At 66.4% G+C, this 15,634-nt stretch carries 13 protein-coding genes; 3 read left to right on the top strand and 10 right to left on the bottom strand.

What is annotated here, in order from left to right; all coding sequences use genetic code 11:
* Positions 1–178: 178 nt before the first annotated feature.
* Positions 179–1,999, bottom strand: a complete 1,821-nt coding sequence (locus QNO10_RS08600) for an immune inhibitor A domain-containing protein (protein WP_229947751.1) — start codon at positions 1,997–1,999, stop codon at positions 179–181.
* Positions 2,000–2,203: 204 nt separating this feature from the next.
* Between QNO10_RS08600 and QNO10_RS08595 the strand changes: the two genes are divergently transcribed.
* Both QNO10_RS08595 and QNO10_RS08590 read left to right on the top strand, forming a co-directional pair.
* A complete protein-coding gene (locus QNO10_RS08595; protein WP_229947752.1) occupies positions 2,204–3,997 on the top strand; it encodes a bifunctional metallophosphatase/5'-nucleotidase in 1,794 nt (597 codons plus the stop codon).
* A 204-nt stretch (positions 3,998–4,201) separates the two neighbouring features.
* The gene (locus QNO10_RS08590) at positions 4,202–4,471 is read left to right on the top strand and encodes a GlsB/YeaQ/YmgE family stress response membrane protein (protein WP_229947755.1); all 270 of its coding nucleotides are present in this window, start codon (positions 4,202–4,204) and stop codon (positions 4,469–4,471) included.
* A gap of 129 nt (positions 4,472–4,600) precedes the next feature.
* On the opposite strand, the gene QNO10_RS08585 is transcribed toward QNO10_RS08590, so the two are convergent.
* The 8 genes from QNO10_RS08585 to QNO10_RS08550 all read right to left on the bottom strand — a co-directional run bounded on the left by QNO10_RS08585 (position 4,601) and on the right by QNO10_RS08550 (position 13,412).
* Positions 4,601–4,834: a hypothetical protein gene (locus QNO10_RS08585; RefSeq protein WP_229947757.1), complete on the bottom strand. Its 234-nt coding sequence runs from the start codon at positions 4,832–4,834 to the stop codon at positions 4,601–4,603.
* Between the two features lie 110 nt (positions 4,835–4,944).
* Positions 4,945–5,481, bottom strand: a complete 537-nt coding sequence (locus QNO10_RS08580; protein WP_229947759.1) for a GNAT family N-acetyltransferase — start codon at positions 5,479–5,481, stop codon at positions 4,945–4,947.
* Between the two features lie 137 nt (positions 5,482–5,618).
* Positions 5,619–6,956, bottom strand: a complete 1,338-nt coding sequence (locus tag QNO10_RS08575; protein WP_229947760.1) for an HRDC domain-containing protein — start codon at positions 6,954–6,956, stop codon at positions 5,619–5,621.
* Between the two features lie 82 nt (positions 6,957–7,038).
* Positions 7,039–7,662 (bottom strand): DUF3000 domain-containing protein, encoded by a 624-nt coding sequence (locus QNO10_RS08570; protein ID WP_229948002.1) that lies wholly within the window; start codon positions 7,660–7,662, stop codon positions 7,039–7,041.
* 122 nt (positions 7,663–7,784) lie between these two features.
* Entirely contained in the window at positions 7,785–8,867 is a 1,083-nt protein-coding gene (locus tag QNO10_RS08565) for a threonine aldolase family protein (protein WP_229947762.1), read from the bottom strand.
* Positions 8,868–8,902: 35 nt separating this feature from the next.
* A complete protein-coding gene (locus QNO10_RS08560; protein ID WP_229947764.1) occupies positions 8,903–9,670 on the bottom strand; it encodes an SDR family oxidoreductase in 768 nt (255 codons plus the stop codon).
* A complete protein-coding gene (locus QNO10_RS08555) occupies positions 9,667–11,076 on the bottom strand; it encodes a DUF6421 family protein (protein WP_229947766.1) in 1,410 nt (469 codons plus the stop codon). The genes QNO10_RS08560 and QNO10_RS08555 overlap by 4 nt, the downstream gene beginning before the upstream one ends.
* A gap of 704 nt (positions 11,077–11,780) precedes the next feature.
* Positions 11,781–13,412 (bottom strand): peptide chain release factor 3, encoded by a 1,632-nt coding sequence (locus QNO10_RS08550; RefSeq protein ID WP_229947768.1) that lies wholly within the window; start codon positions 13,410–13,412, stop codon positions 11,781–11,783.
* Positions 13,413–13,725: 313 nt separating this feature from the next.
* Here QNO10_RS08550 and QNO10_RS08545 point away from each other — a divergent pair, with 313 nt between their 5' ends.
* Positions 13,726–14,892, top strand: a complete 1,167-nt coding sequence (locus QNO10_RS08545) for an acetyl-CoA C-acetyltransferase (RefSeq protein ID WP_229947770.1) — start codon at positions 13,726–13,728, stop codon at positions 14,890–14,892.
* Between the two features lie 122 nt (positions 14,893–15,014).
* On the opposite strand, the gene QNO10_RS08540 is transcribed toward QNO10_RS08545, so the two are convergent.
* Positions 15,015–15,614: a V-type ATP synthase subunit D gene (locus QNO10_RS08540; RefSeq protein ID WP_229947772.1), complete on the bottom strand. Its 600-nt coding sequence runs from the start codon at positions 15,612–15,614 to the stop codon at positions 15,015–15,017.
* Positions 15,615–15,634: the final 20 nt, after the last annotated feature.

Below are 15,634 nucleotides of genomic sequence, written 5' to 3'. Positions count from 1 at the left end.
GGGCCCCGGACAATCCCGGGGACCTGCCTTTTCTTTTGTGCGTGCGGTGACGCTGCCGCGTTAGCCGTAGGGGCCTGGCGGAGGCGGCTTTAATATTCCAAGCGAGCTCTGCGAGCTCTGGAATTTCGTTGCCGCCGGAGCCAGTCCCCGAAGGCGGGCCAAGCCAAGGAACCAGTCCCTAGTTCACCCGAACAGTCATCATGCCCTTCGGATTACTGTTCACGACGGTAATCTTCGTGCCCGTCCCCGCCACCACTACGCTGGCCTGCGGATTGGCCGGGTCGTAGTAGGCGTTCGGATTGGTGTCATCGAAGACCGGGACGCCGGGACGGGCCGGTGCCTGGAGGGTGGTCATCCCGGCCGCAGTTTCACGGTGCAGGGAAATCGGATCCGTGGCTTCCTTGCCGAAGGTGGCATCGAAGCTCTGGATCCGGTTGCGCGCAATAGTGCCGTCGGACCACCGGAGTGTCTGCGGATGTGAATCCACAGGCAGGACCAGGCCCGCACCGGGATGCTGCTGGGTATTGTTGTTCCGCTGTCCGGCGTTCCAGTAGGTCACGAGCAGCCCATCCTGGTATGGGTAATGCTCCACCCGGTCCGGGGCGCTGAGTGCCCAGCCAAAGTTGTACGGACCGGTGCGCAGGGTGTCGTCGTAGCTCATGTACTGCCGGTTCTCCGCGATGTAGTAGCGGCCGTTGCCGGCGGCATCCCGGGGCAGCGTGACCACCAGTGCCTGCTGCTTCTTGGTGGCATGGTAGGACGGGCCGAGCTTGTGCGTGGATTTCGCACCCGCAGCGGCCGTATCGTAATCCAGCCAGCCGAGCTGCAGCTTTTCCCAGGCCCCCATGTGGTTGGGTGTGGTGCCGATGGTGCCGTTGCCGTGGCCCAGCCAGGAACCGGAACTCATCAGCGTCCAGAAGCCGGTGCTGTTCTCCCCGCCGCTGGTGTCGTAGAGGTCCGGAAGTCCGAGGTCGTGGGCGTACTCATGGGCGAAGACGCCCAGTCCGCCGTTTTCCGGCTCCGTGGTGTAGTCCCGGATCCAGACCTTCGAGTCGCCGATCCGGATACCACCGAACGGGTTGGTGCCCGGCCCCTGCGTGCCGGTGCCCGCCTGTCCCACGGACCAGCGGTGTGCCCAGATGGTCGACGTCGGAGCGCCGGCTTCCTCGCCTTCACCCGCGTGGATGGCCTGGAAGTGGTCGATGTAGCCGTCGGCTTCATCGAAGTTGCCGTTGTTGTTGTAGTCGTAACGGTCCCACTGGTCGAACCCGGCCAGGTAGGCGTCAATCTCCGCAGGACTCTTTCCGGCAGCGATCTGCGCGTCGTACCAGGCGTCGGCCGCGTCCTGCACGAAGCGGGTCATGTCCTCCTGGCTCTCGGTTTCACCGTAGCTGGCGGAGTTGTAGGGGACCGTGACCCAGTCGCTGACATCGCCGTCAACGGTGTAGCGGCCGCTGGACATTTCCTCATACAGGGTCTTCAGCGACTCTTCCTGCGGATCGAAGAACATGTCCAGGTAATGCTGCCGGTCAAAGTCCGGCTCCCAGTAAGTGGAGTTGTCTACGGCACGGTTGGGCTGGGGGATCTCGTTGTGCTGGGGTCCCGGCCCTGCAGCCGGGAAGCGCGGATCCACCTGGTCGCCGAAGTCGATGAGGAAGGACAGGATCTGGTCGCTGTCCTCCAGCCCGTATTCGGCCCACTGGCCCGGGGCCACCTGCACGGACTTGGAACCGCCCTTGGCCTGGACGGGCGCTTCGCCGCGGATCACCTTTTCGATGGCCTGCTGGTTCAGCTGGCGCCGCTCATCGGCTGCCGGATCGGAACGGTCGTCGGCTTTGGCGGCGTTCCCCTCGGCTCCCGGTGCACCGGAGAACGCTCCGGGCGCCTGCACTGGCTTGGCCGGGGCGGCGACAGCCGCGACCGGGGAAAGGACAACGGCACTGCCAATGGCGAGCACCAATGCGGACCGGAAACTCCGGTGCCTGTTTTCGATTTTCAAGGCTTCCCCTTAGAACGAAAAAATGCGGGTGAGGTGGCGCTACGTTACGTTTTGCCGGTCCCCGGTGGGGGAGGACATGCCGGTGTTGGTCGAATGTGAAGAAAAGATGCAGCAGTAATCCACCGGGGTCTTCCGGAACGGTCGTTTACCCTGTAAGGGTGCCTAAGGTCACATTTTCCGCACTATGAGGAGTTGTTGAGATTGATGCATTCATCCGCCCGGCGCCGGGGAGCTGCCACCGCAGTCACCGCCGCCGTGGCAGTAACACTCGTGTCGATGACACCGGCGGCCGCCGCACCGCCGGAGCACGCCGGCAAGGACCAGAAAACCAGGGTCACGGTGATGGGTACCTCCGACATGCACGGCTACATCGAGAACTGGGACTATTTCAACGACGCCGAGTATGACGACGCCGCCCACAACGACGTCGGACTGGCCAAGGTTTCGACCCTGGTTGACTCGGTCCGTGCAGACCGGGGCCCGGAGTCGACGATGCTGATCGACGCCGGCGACACGATCCAAGGCACTTCCCTGACCGACTACTTCGCCAATACGGAGCCGATCACCGAAACCGGGGAAATCCATCCCATGGCCGCGGCCATGAATTCCATGGACTACGACGCCGCCGCGTTGGGAAACCACGAATTCAATTACGGCCTGGAGCTGCTGCGGAAGTTCGAGGACCAGCTGGACTTCCCGCTGCTCGGAGCAAACGCGGTGGATTCCGCAACGGACAAACCGGCGTTCACCCCGTACATCATCAAGACAGTGAAGACCAAGGGCAACAAACCCGTAAAGGTCGGAATCCTGGGCCTCACCAATCCCGGGGTGGCGATCTGGGACAAGAACAATGTTGATGGAAAACTCGAATTCCCCGGCATCGTGGAGCAGGCACAGAAGTACGTACCGGAGATGAAGGCCCGCGGTGCCGACGTCGTGGTGGTCAGCTCGCATTCCGGAACCTCCGGCACCTCCTCCTATGGCGACGACCTGCCCCTGGAAAACGCGTCCACCCAGCTGGCGGAAACCGTGCCCGGCATTGATGCCATTCTGGTGGGCCATGCGCACCAGGAAATCCCGGAGCGTTTCGTGGCCAACAAGACCACCGGCGAGCAGGTCCTGCTGACCGAGCCGCTGAACTGGGGTATGCGGCTGTCCGTGATGGACTTCGAACTGGCCAAGGTGCGCGGACAGTGGGACGTGGTGTCGGCGTCGTCGTCGCTCCTGAACGCCAACACCGTTGAGGCCGACCCCGTGGTCTCCAAGCTGGTTGCCGAGCAGCACCAGCGCGTCATCGACTATGTGAATACGCCGGTCGGCACCGCCACCGAGTCAATGCCTGCGGAGGAATCCCGTTACCGCGACACCGCCGTTATGGACTTCGTGAATTCCGTCCAGGCCCAGGCGGTGGACAGGGCGCTCGACGGCGGCCCCAACGCCGACCTGCCGGTTCTTTCGCTGGTGGCACCGTTCAGCAGGACCGCGGAAATCCCGGCCGGTCCGGTCACCATCCGCGACCTGGCCGGTTTGTACGTCTTCCCGAACACCCTCTTCGGCGTGGAAATGACCGGCGCCCAGGTCAAGGACTATCTGGAGTACTCGGCGAAGTACTTCAACCAGACCGCCCCGGGTGTCCCCGTGGATCCCGCCACGCTGACCAATGCGAACGGTACCCCCGACTACAACTACGACATGATGTCCGGCGTCTCCTACGACATCGATATCAGCCGGCCCGTGGGGGAGCGGATAGTCAACCTGAGCTTCAACGGGGCGCCGGTGGATCCGGCCCAGCGGTTCGCCGTGGCGACCAACAACTACCGGCAGTCCGGCGGCGGCAACTTCCCGCACATCAGCACGGCTCCGGTACTGGTGAACCAGCAGACGGAAATCCGCCAGCTGCTCATTGACTACGTGGTGGCCGAGGGGACCGTGGATCCGGCCGACTTCGCTGAAAACGACTGGCGTTTGGTGCGGAACGGAGTACCCGTCTTCGAATAACGGTATCCACCCTGCCCGCTGGCCGGGAGAGCCTGCCCGCTGGCCGGGACGGCCGGCCGAAAGCCGCCGGCTATCCCGGCCCGGCACGCCGGATTAGACAGCAGGCTTAGGGAAATCGGTGTGTCTCCGTCTAGGATTGATGGCAGACAGGAACCTGCGGAGCTCCGCGCTTTCCGCATTCACCGTTATGAAGGGAACAGAACCATGATCGGATTTATCGTTGCAGGCCTCATTATCGGCGCACTGGCACGGCTGATTAAGCCGGGCCGCCAGAACCTGGGCATTGTGGCCACCCTGCTGCTTGGCCTCGTCGGCTCCGTGATCGGCGGAGTCATCGCCAATCTGCTGGGCACCGGAGACATCTGGGAACTCAACGTGGTTGGATTCATCGTCGCCGTGATCGCGTCGGTCCTGCTGATCGGTGTCGCCGAAGGAGTTGCCGGCCGCGGCAAGGGCAACCAGGTCCGCCGCTAACCCGGCCGATTAACCGAACCGTCCCGGTACTCCGTCATGGAGTACCGGGACGTTTTTGTTTAGGGGGCTGTTCCAACCGGACCATGTTTCAACCGGACCAGTGAACAGGACCGGCACCAGCGCCGTGCTTTAGACGGGAACGGGCTCCGATGAAGTCTGGCGGTGAATCCCGTGCGGCTCGGCGGGGGACTGGCGGTCTTCAAGTTCTGTCTGGACGGACAAATAGAAGCCGAGGAGTCCTTCAACAACGGGGCCATCTTCGAGTTGGATAAACGCCTGATCGGACAGGGACTCGAGTGTGCTGACCGTCATCGTGGACAGATCAGGGAAAACATCGACGGAGACAATGGGACGTTGGGTCATGAGAGTCCTAACTTAGGAACCCAGGCCCACGTCTAAACCAAGGGAGTTCCAACCTAGCCGGTCAGCTTCCCTATGTAAAGCTGACCGGCCCGCGCTCCTGGCATGTGCACCTACCGGGCTGCGTCACGGGCCGACCGGGTCCAGTAGAGCATCTTGACCATGCTCCCGCGCTGGCGCTGCTGCTCGGTCCTCACCGGGCGGAACCGTGCGCGCCGGGCGACGGCTTCACTCAGGGTGTTCCCGTAAATGGTGCGCAGCGCCACTCGAGGAAAGCCGTTGGCCAGCGCCCAGTCGCTCAGACCGCGTGTGGCGGCCGTGGCGGCTCCCCGTCCGCGCCCGGAAGGCAGGAGTGCGTAAAACAGTTCCGGTGTCCCGTCCACGGTGGCGGAAATCCCGGCCGTACCCAGCACATCCCCGCCGTCCCACACGGTGTACCGGGCCAGCAGACTCTCCCCGCGGGCCTCTTCGGCCCGTGTCATCCGGTACCGTGCCAGCTCGTCGCTGAGGTGCGGCGGGAACAGGGTCCACCGGATGACGTCGTCGTCCATCGACAGCGACTGCTCCAGGGGCCAGTCCTGGGATGTCACGATATGGAGGGCAAACCGTCCCACCTGCAGGGTGTCAGGGGTCGATGTGAGAAGTGGCATCCCCCATTATTGCCCCGCCCAACGGCCGGCCCAACCCTCCGGGCCTTCTAGAGTGCCAGGCCGCCGGAAACGCTTATTCGGGCCGCCTTCAACCGGGTGTAGTTGCCGGGGTCGACTGCTCGAAGGTGGAACAGGAACTACCGGCGACGCCCGCCCGCTGGCTGTTCCCGGGCCGGCCGGTCCTCCGCCGGCTTGTCCTCCAGCGGATCAGGATCCAGGAAGGCGACGGTGAGGACGGCGGCGGTCTGCTCGATCTGCCATTCCCGGGCGCCGAGTGCGCGCAGCGCCGCACCAACCGTATCCAGGTTGATTTCGGCCGGCGGACGCCAGGCGAGGCGCCGCAGGTGGTCGGGGGTGAGCAGGTTCTCCAGCGGCAGGTTCAACTTCTCCGCGAGGGCGGTCAGCCGCGGCTTGGCAGTCTGCAGCCGGGCCGCAGCGGCGGGATCGTTCTTGGCCCAGACGCGCGGGGGCGGCGGGGCATGGGTGGGGATGTGCAGCGGGGGCAGGTCGCCGGTGGAGCGTGCGGCGGAGATGCAGCGCAGCCAGCGCGGTGCTTCCTTCTGCGCGGCGCGGCCGTGGAACCCGGGGGTCTTCAGCAGCTGCGGCACGGTGGTGGGCATGGCCCGGGCCGCCGCAACGATGGCCGAGTCGGGAATCAGCCGGCCGGGTGCGGTGTCCCGCAGTTCAGCCAGGTGCTCGCGTTCGGTCCACAGCTCCCGTACCGCAGCAAGCTGGCGGCGGTCCCGGAGCTGGTGCATTCCGGAGGTGCGGCGCCACGGATCGACCCGCGGCGGTGCCGGCGGAGCGGTTCGGATGGCTTCGAATTCCTCTTCGGCAAGTTCGAGTTTCCCCGCCTCGTCAAGGACGCGGATCAGTTCGATGCGGAGCTCGGCGAGGACCTCGACGTCGAGCGCGGCGTACCGCAGCCACGGCTCGGGAAGGGGCCGGGTGGACCAGTCGGCGGCCGAGTGTTCCTTGGCCAGCGAGAAGCCCAGCAGGCTCTCGATAACGGCGGCCAAACCCACACGCGGCAGTCCGGCCAGCCGGGCGGCAAGTTCGGTGTCGAAGAGCTTGTCCGGCCACATGCCGAGCGCTGAAAGGCAGGGCAGGTCCTGTGTGGCGGCGTGCAGGATCCATTCGACGCCGCCCAGGGCATCATTGATGATCCGCAGGTCGTCGAACGCTTCGGGATCAATAAGCCATGTGCCGGAACCTTCGCGCCGGATCTGGACCAGCATGGCACGCTGTCCGTAGCGGAACCCGGAGGCGCGTTCGGCATCGACGCCTGCAGGTCCGGTGCCGGCGGCCAGGGCGGCGGCTGCCCGCTCGAGGCCGCGCTGGGAATCGATGACCAGCGGCACGCCGTCCCGCGGCATCTCCAGCATCGGAATGGGCTGTGGCTCCGGCGTCTCTTCGGCGTCGGCCGGGGCGGTGCTGGATGGATTTTCGGTCTTGCCGGGTATGTGCGCGGTCATAAGGATTCCATTCTACCGAGGAAGACCGTTGCCGCAGACAGCGCCATCGGTGCCCGGGCAGCCGCAGGGTGCGGTTCCGCGCCTAACTGCGGCGCCGCCCGGGAAGGGGTGTGACGCCGTCGGGCAGCGGGGGCAGGCCGGCGAAGGTGCACACCATGTCCGACCAGGCCTCCAGATGCGACTGCACATCGGCGTCGGCCGGGGTCCAGGATGCGCGGAGTTCAATGTCGATGGAGTCGTCCCGGCCTTCGAGGGTGCCGTAGCTTTCCGAGAGCACGCGGGTGGCGGTGCCGCCGGCCATGGAATGGCGGGCGCCGTGCTGCTCCAGTGCCTCCACCAGCCACGTCCAGGCCACCGAGCCGAGAAGCTGGTCGTTGCCCATGTCCGGTTCCAGTTCGGCGCGGATGTACGTGACGATGCGGAAGGTGCCGTTCCAGACCTGTGAACCGGCCGGATCGTGCAGCAGGATGAACCGGCCGGTGGCCAGCTCGAGCTGTTCGGGGACCTGCAGGGCCGCGGGGCCGTGGAGGCTTCCGGGGCCGGCGGGGCCGGGGGCCAGGACCTCCGCGCCGAGGGAAACGGCATACGGTGCCAGGCGGGTGGGTGCCGGGATCTCTTCAAGCTTCAACTCGGCCCGGCAGGCTGCCCGGCGCAGGGCGCCGAGGGCGGTCAGGAAATCCGGGGGCACCTGGGACAGGTCACCTATTGCACTCACCTCCGCAGACTATGGCCTGGGGAACACGGCGGGCAGGGCAGGCTCGCCGCCGTGACCGTTTCGTTACCCGCCGTCCGTCACGCGGCTGCGGACGGACGGCCGGCAACGAGGGGTCAGTGGGCGGCCAGCGGCGCCGGATCCGCCGCGACTTCACGGGCGATGGCAGCGGCAAAGGCATCGACATCATCCTCGGAAGTATCGAAGGTGCACATCCACCGCACCTCGCCGGTGGACAGGTCCCAGTCATAGAACCGGAAGTCCCCGCGCAGGCGGTCAGCGACGCCGGCCGGCAGTTTGGCGAAGACAGCGTTGACCTGCGTGGGCTGGGTGATTTCCACGCCGTCGATCTTCTCGACGGCGGCACGCAGCCGGGTGGCCATGGCATTGGCGTGCGAGGCCGAGCGCTCCCACAGGTCGGTGCCGTAGAGCGTGACGAACTGGGCGGAAATGAACCGCATCTTGGAAGCCAGCTGCATGTTCATCTTGCGCAGGTAGTCCAGCCCGGGGGAGGCCTCCGGATTGAAGGTGATGATGCATTCGCCGTACATCATCCCGTTCTTTGTGCCGCCCAGGGAGAGGATGTCCACGCCGGCGTCGGCGGTCATTTCCTTGAACGAGACGCCCAGCGCCGCGGCGGCGTTACCCAGCCGGGCGCCGTCCATGTGCAGCTTCATGCCGCGGGCGTGGATGTGGTCCGCAATCGCGGTGATCTCGTCCACGGTGTAGAGCGTGCCGAGCTCGGTGGACTGGGTGATGGAGACGGCCAGCGGCTGGGCCCGGTGCTCGTCGCCCCAGCCCCACGCCTCGCGGTCGATCAGTTCGGGAGTGAGTTTGCCGTCCTCGGTCGGGATGCCCAGCAGCTTCATGCCGCCGACCCGCTCGGGAGCGCCGTTCTCGTCCACGTTGATGTGCGCCGTCGTCGGGCAGATGACCGCGCCCCAGCGGGGCAGCAGCGACTGCAGCGCGATGACGTTGGCACCGGTGCCGTTGAACACCGGGAATGCACGGATGGAGTGGCCGAACTGGTCGGTCAGGACCTCGCGCAGCTTCGCGGTGTAGACATCTTCGCCGTAGGCAACCTGGTGGCCCTGGTTCGCGGCGGTGAGTGCGGCGAGGATTTCCGGATGGACGCCGGAGTAGTTATCGGAGGCAAAAGCCTTAATAGCGGTGTCGTGCAGGGGGAGAATGTCAGTCACGGTTCCTAGTATCTCTTACCTCGGTGTAGTTCAGGTCACTTCGCGGGGACGAGGGAAATCCGCTGCCCGTTGACCTCTGCGGCGTCCTGCTGGAAGAGCCGGACGACGGCGGCGGCCAGGTCTGTGACATCGGTGTACCCCGGGAACCTGCGCTCCGGGGCGGCGGCACGCTGCTCGGCGTCCACCAGCGCCTTGACCACGAAAACGGCGGCGGCCGAGTGCTGCGGTTCCGGGGTGTCCTTCCGCCCGGACTGGGCGCCGTGGAACCCCGCGGCCACCGCCCGGACCCAGGTTTCCGCGGCGGCCTTGGCAGCGGCGTATCCGGCACCCGCGGCGGTGGGAGAGTCCACGGCCGTGGAGGAAACGATCGCCAGCCGGCCGTCCGGGGACGCCGCGAGCTGGCCGTAGAAGCTGCGGCTCACGTTGCGCAGCGTGTGCAGGATGTTGGTCTCCAGGAAGTCCCAGTCCTCCTCGGTCTGGGAGGTGATGCCCGTTCCGGCCCGCCAGCCGCCCACCAGGTGGATCACGCCGTCGATTCCGCCGTAGGTTTCCTGCAGGCCGTCCGCCAGGGCCGCCACCTCTCGGGCGTCGCTGAGGTCGCAGGTGCGCAGATCGGCGTCGTCCGGGCGGGCCAGTGTCTTCTCCAGGCGCGCGGCGTCGCGGCCGACCGCCACCACCTTGGCGCCCGCCGCCCCGAGGGCTGCGCAGACGGCGGTGCCCGAGGGGCTTCCGGCACCGGCCACGAGGACCGTCCGGCCCGCCAGCGCGGCTGTGTCTGCCGCGGTGCGGACTTCTGCGCTCATTCGGGGACGCCTCCCGTCCTGGTGCCGGTGATTCCGGCGGTGGATTCAATGACCGGTGCCATCTTCTTGGACAGGGCCTCATAGAACATGGACAGCGGGAACTCGTCGTCGAGCACCTGGTCGGTAAGGCCGCGCGGCGGGCCGTCCAGCGGCAGTGCCTGCGGTCCCTGGGCCCAGACCGAAGCCGGGTTCGGCGTCAGCGTTCCGGCTACCAGATCGTAGGCCGCCAGCCAGTGGGCGGTCTTGGGCCGGTCAATGGAGCGCCAGTACAGGTCCTCGATTTCCGCACCGAGGCGGACGACGACGTCGGCCGTTTCCTCCCAGTCGATGCTCAGCTTCCCATCGGTCCAGTGCAGGACGTGGTTCTGGTGCATCCAGGCGAAGAGCAGCTGGCCACCCAGGCCGTCGTAGTTGCGCACCCGGCTCCCGGTGATGGCAAAGCGGAAAATGCGGTCAAAGATGACTGCGTACTGGACCAGCCGCGCGTGCCGGCGGGTGTCTTCCGGGGCGTCCTCGTCATGCTGGATCTTCACGGCTTCGCGGAAGGCGGTGAGATCACAGCGCAGTTCCTCCAGCGAGTAGAGGAAGTAGGGCATGCGCTGCTTGATCATGAACGGATCGAAGGGCAGGTCCCCGCGCATGTGGGTGCGGTCGTGGATGAGGTCCCACATGATGAAGGTTTCCTCGGTGAGCTGCTGGTCCTGCAGCAGTTCCGCGGCTTCGGCGGGCAGCTGCAGCGAGGTGATGTCCGCGGCGGCGGACAGGGCCCGGCGGAAGCGGGCCGCTTCACGGTCGGCAAAGATGGCGCCCCAGGTGAAGGCGGGGGTTTCGCGGACGGCGACGGTTTCAGGGAAAAGCACTGCGGAATTGGTGTCGTAGCCGGGGGTGAAGTCCAGGAAGCGGATGGGGACGAACAGCTTGTTGGAGTATTCTCCGGCTTCGAGTTCGGCCACAAACTCGGGCCAGATGACCTCGATCAGTACGGCCTCCACGAGGCGGTTGGAACTGCCGTTCTGGGTGTACATGGGGAACACCACCAGATGGGCCAGTCCGTTGGTGCGGTGCTGCTGCGGGGAAAAGGCCAGCAGGGAATCGAGGAAGTCGGGCTCGGTCTCCAGGCCGGTGTCCACCCAGCGTTCAAAGTCTTCCACCACCAGGCGGAGGTACTCGGCGTCGTGCGGGAAGGCCGGGGCAAGGGCCGTGACCGCGGCGGTGATGGTTCCGATCAGTCCGGCTGCCTCGGCGCGGTGTCCGGGATCCACGGAACCGTTCTTGTTCTGCAGGGGCTGCAGGTCCACGGCTGCCTGTTTGAGTGCAGCCCACGCTTCCGTTTCTGCGGGGCGGGCATCCGCGGGAACTGGGGCGAAAACCGGGCGGGAAAGGGATGCGGAAACAGAGGAGGACATGGTTGCCTTCCGGAACGGGCCTTCCCCTGTGACGCTGGGGCGGCTGGCGGAGTTGTGCCGCCAGCATACTCACGAATTCCTAATGCTTACCGGAAAACCTGCAACTGATTAGGACTGCTTATGCTCGGCACAGGGTGATCGCGGTCACTCCCACAGTTCTGCTGTGCTGCGACGGATGAGTGGCTCATCTCCGGGGCTCGCCCTCAATGGGCATCGGCGCTGCGGTGGCGCTGTCCATGCGTTCCTGCGTCCAGTACCCCGTCTCGTCAGGCCCTGCGGAGTGCGACGTGCTCAGCCCGCAGGGATCGGGGTCAACCGGTGTTGCTTCGGGGCCGGCCTCGTTCGGAGGGACAGGCTGATCCGGAGCGGCAGACTGGCCCGCAGGCACGGGCTCTACGACCTCCACCTGCGCAGCCGGTGCCGTGTCCGCGGCGCTCGGACACTCGATCTGCGGGGCAGGCTGGACCCCTGGTGCGGGTTTCACGGTCCCGGCCGGGTCAGCCGGCGGCGCGGCCGCACCGCCCCCGCATCCCGTCGTTAGCAGTGAGGCAGCCAAAAGAACCGCGCCAACCGCTATCCCTTTGCATGTCATGCGGACAGGCTAGCGAAGTTAGGTACCTAACCGTGTGCGGAATGCGGAATCTGTTCGGTTCTTCTGCACTGATCTTCTGCACTGACCTAAGTGTTCTGCCGGGATGCAGGCCCTAGTACCCGCGGCTGCTGTTCGGGGACTCGGTGCCGATGACGGTCAGGCTGATCTCCGGGTGGTTCTTCTCGACCCGGCGCAGCGCCCAGACATCGTTGAAGACGGCCACGTAGGCGCCGTCGGTCCTTACCAGCACTTCCGCGCCGTGCACGTTACTGAGGATCTCCGCGGCGTCGGCGGTGGTGAGCCGGGCCAGTGAGTAGGAGAGCTGCTCGTAACGCATGGGCGCGTTGAAGTCCTGCGTCATGCGGTCCTCGACCACTTCGAACTGCATCGGGCCGACGGCGGCCAGCACCGGAGCCTGATCGCCGCGCCGGTCCGAGCGAAGCACCTGGATGATGCCCTCGTGCTCGAGCTGGTCGATGCCGCGCCGGAACTGCTTGTACCGGCTGGGGTCCTGGGACCGTGCCACGCGGAAGTGTTCGGGGGAGAAGAACGGGATGGGCGGGTATTCCACCGGTTCCTCGACATAGAGGCTGTCGCCCACCCGCAGGGCGGAGGCGTTGACCAGCCCGACGACGTCGCCCGGATACGCCTGGTCGATGACTTCGCGTTCGCGGCCGAACAGGTGCTGGGCGTACTTGGTGGCGAAGGTCTTGCCGGTGTTGGAGTGCGTGACCACCATGCCGCGTTCGAAGATGCCGGAGCAGACACGGATGAACGCCACGTGGTCGCGGTGGGCCTTGTTCATGCCGGCCTGCACCTTGAACACGAATCCGGAGAACGGTGCCTCGACCGGGCGGAGGCCGCCGTCCTTGTCTTCGCGTGCCGTGGCCGACGGCGCCAGGTCCACCAGGGCATCCAGGATCTGCTTGACGCCGAAGTTCAAGGCAGCGGAGGAAAACAGGATCGGCGTCGCCTTGGCGTCCAGGAACTTGTTGCGGTCGAATTCACGGCCGTCAATGACCAGTTCGGCTTCGTCCAGCGAATCGGTCCAGACGTCGCCTTCGCGCTCCACGGCCTGCTCGGGGGTGAAGTGCTCTTCCTTGGCGAGCGAAGCGCCGGAGTTCTGCCGTTCGAAGTGGACGTATTCGTCCTTCTGCAGGTCCCAGACGCCGCGGAAATCGCCGGCAATGCCCACGGCCCAGGTCAGCGGCATGGGCTCGAGGCCGGTGCGTTCGGTGATCTCATCCATCAGGGCCAGCGGGTCCAGGCCGGGCCGGTCCCACTTGTTGATGACGGTGATGATGGGCAGGTTCCGGGAGCGGCAGACCTCGAAGAGCTTCATGGTCTGGGTTTCCAGGCCCTTGGCGGCGTCCACCAGCATGACGGCACAGTCCACGGCGGCGAGGACGCGGTAGGTGTCCTCGGAGAAGTCGGCGTGGCCGGGGGTGTCCAGCAGGTTGATGACAGTGTCGCCGTAGGCGAACTGCAGGGCCGTGGAGCTGATGGAGATGCCGCGGTCCTTTTCCATCTGCATCCAGTCGGACACCGTTTCGCGGCGGTTTTCCTTGCCGTTGGTGGCACCGGCCGTGCCGATCACCCGGGCGTGCAGGGCCAGCGCTTCGGTGAGCGTGGACTTACCGGCGTCGGGGTGCGAGATGACGGCAAAGGTACGCCGTCGGGCGGACTCCTTGACGATCTCTTTGGTGGCGGTGGCGCTGACGGGGGTGGAAACCTGTTGGGACACTCCGCTGCTTTCAGACTCTGGTGGTGGAACTGCTGGTGGGTGGAACTGCGTGGTACCCGGCAGCCGGCTGCTCAGAACACAGCTTTTTCATTCTACCCGTCAGCCGCCGGGCGCCCGGACGGGGGTGCCGCCGTCGTCGCCGGGTACTGCAGAGAGGGAAGGCGGCGCGGTTGGACACATACCAGCGGTCTGGTGACCGGCCCGGCTGGAGCGCCTATTGTGGTGCACGGCACGTGCCTCCGGCACCGGGTGCCGCACCCGGGTCCAAAGACCTGGAACCAGACTGCCTTACAACGACGAAAGGCCCGCCACCATGGCTGAAGCGTTCATCATCGACGCCGTCCGCACTCCCGTCGGCAAGCGCAACGGGGGCCTGAGCAAGGTCCACCCTGCCGACCTCGCCGCGCACGTGATCGCCGAAACGGTCCGGCGCGCTGGGATCGACTCCGAGGAGTACGACGAGGTCATCCTCGGTGCCATTGACCAGGTGGGACCGCAGGCCATGGATATCGCCCGCACCTCCTGGCTCGCCGCCGGACTGTCCGAACGGGTCCCCGGCACCACCGTGGAGCGCCAGTGCGGCTCCGGGCAGCAGGCTGTGTCCTATGCCGCGCAGGCCGTCATGAGCGGAACCAGCGACCTGGTGATTGCCGGCGGGGTGCAGAGCATGTCCTCCGTGCCGCTGTCCTTCGCGAACTCCGCAGCCAAGGAGCTTGGTTTCCCGAACCCGTTTGCCGGCTCCGTGGGTTGGGAAAAGCGTTACGGAGACCAGCAGATCTCCCAGTTCATCGGGGCGGAAATGATGGTGAAGCAGTGGGGCCTGACGCGTGAGGAGATGGAGGACTTCGCCGTCGAATCCCACGTCCGCGCCATTGCCGCGCAGGCCGGGGGCCGCTTCGACCGGGAAATCCTGCCGATGAACGGCGTCACCGCGGACGAGGGTCCCCGCGACCCGAACCGTGCAAAGATCGCCACCCTGGCACCGCTGGCGGAGGGCGGGTCCCTGACCGCGGCCACGTCGTCGCAGATTTCCGATGCCGCCGCCGTGCTGCTGGTGGCGTCCGAAGACGCGGTGCGCCGCTACGGGCTGAAGCCCCGCGCCCGGATCCACTCGATTTCCGCCCGCGGCGATGATCCCGTCATGATGCTCAGCGCCCCCATCGAAGCCACCCGGCATGCGCTGAAGCGCACCGGGATGAGTATCGGGGACATGGACCTGCTCGAAATCAACGAGGCCTTCGCCTCCGTGGTGCTGGCCTGGCAGCGGGAACTCGGCGTCGACATGGACAAGGTGAACGTCAACGGCGGCGGCATCGCGCTGGGCCATCCGATCGGTGCCACGGGTGCCCGGATCATGACCACCCTGCTGCACGAGCTCGAGCGCACCGGCGGCCGCTACGGGCTGCAGACCATGTGCGAGGGCGGCGGCCAGGCCAACGTCACCATCATCGAGCGCCTCGACGAGGGCTTCCGGCTGTAGGCGGGGTTCCGGGGACCTTCACGACGGCGCGTTCCGCATCGATTCAGCACAATTTACCGATTTCCGGCCGCAAAAACGGTAAATCGTGCTGAATCGATTGCTGAAACGGGAAGCCTCCCGCCTCACATCAGCCCTGCAGCCCAGCGCAGCCGCAGGCTCTCCTCCAGCTCCTGCTCGGCGATCCGGCGCTCGATGGCGGTCAGCTGTTCCTCCAGCCGGGGGATCCACCGGTTTTCCACCGCCCGCTGCCGGGTACGGGTGGCGGCCAGTTCCTCCGAGACCAGCAGCAGCGCACGCTGCCCGGCCGCTGCGGACACCGCCGCTTCCAATGCGGCCCGGTGCGCCGAGGCCGCATAGGCGAGGGCCGAGCTGCCGCCAGCGGGTGGAGCGGACGGCACTGTGCAGGACGCCGCCTCGGGATAGGAAATACCCATGGCCCCGCCCCACTGCACGACGGCGACCGCAGCGTCCGACGGCGACGCCGCCAGCAGCCGGTCCGCACCGTCCAGCCCGGTACTGCGCTGCAGCCAAACCGCAGCCGCACCGGCAGCGGTTTCCCACGTCCGGGTCCCAGCCTCGGCCTGCTCCCGTAGCCCGTCGATGGCCGCCTGCAGGATGCGCTGCTTCCGTTCCAGCAGTTCCGCACCCCGCCGGGCCGTGGCGAGCCTGCGCTGCACCTCGGCCCGCTCGGCGCGGCTGCCGCCGGACCGGAACCCGCTCACGGTTGCGTTCCTCCCACGAG

Source organism: Arthrobacter sp. zg-Y919, assembly GCF_030142045.1.
Lineage (GTDB): Bacteria > Actinomycetota > Actinomycetes > Actinomycetales > Micrococcaceae > Arthrobacter_B.
This window is presented reverse-complemented; position numbering and strand designations above follow the sequence as displayed.

Bases quoted from the DNA above. Each gene is read 5' to 3' on its own strand.
- QNO10_RS08595 (WP_229947752.1), top strand. From the start codon at position 2,204: ATGCATTCATCCGCCCGGCGCCGGGGAGCTGCCACCGCAGTCACCGCC.
- QNO10_RS08590 (WP_229947755.1), top strand. From the start codon at position 4,202: ATGATCGGATTTATCGTTGCAGGCCTCATTATCGGCGCACTGGCACGG.
- QNO10_RS08585 (WP_229947757.1), bottom strand. From the start codon at position 4,834: ATGACCCAACGTCCCATTGTCTCCGTCGATGTTTTCCCTGATCTGTCC.
- QNO10_RS08580 (WP_229947759.1), bottom strand. From the start codon at position 5,481: ATGCCACTTCTCACATCGACCCCTGACACCCTGCAGGTGGGACGGTTT.
- QNO10_RS08575 (WP_229947760.1), bottom strand. From the start codon at position 6,956: ATGACCGCGCACATACCCGGCAAGACCGAAAATCCATCCAGCACCGCC.
- QNO10_RS08560 (WP_229947764.1), bottom strand. From the start codon at position 9,670: ATGAGCGCAGAAGTCCGCACCGCGGCAGACACAGCCGCGCTGGCGGGC.
- QNO10_RS08555 (WP_229947766.1), bottom strand. From the start codon at position 11,076: ATGTCCTCCTCTGTTTCCGCATCCCTTTCCCGCCCGGTTTTCGCCCCA.
- QNO10_RS08545 (WP_229947770.1), top strand. From the start codon at position 13,726: ATGGCTGAAGCGTTCATCATCGACGCCGTCCGCACTCCCGTCGGCAAG.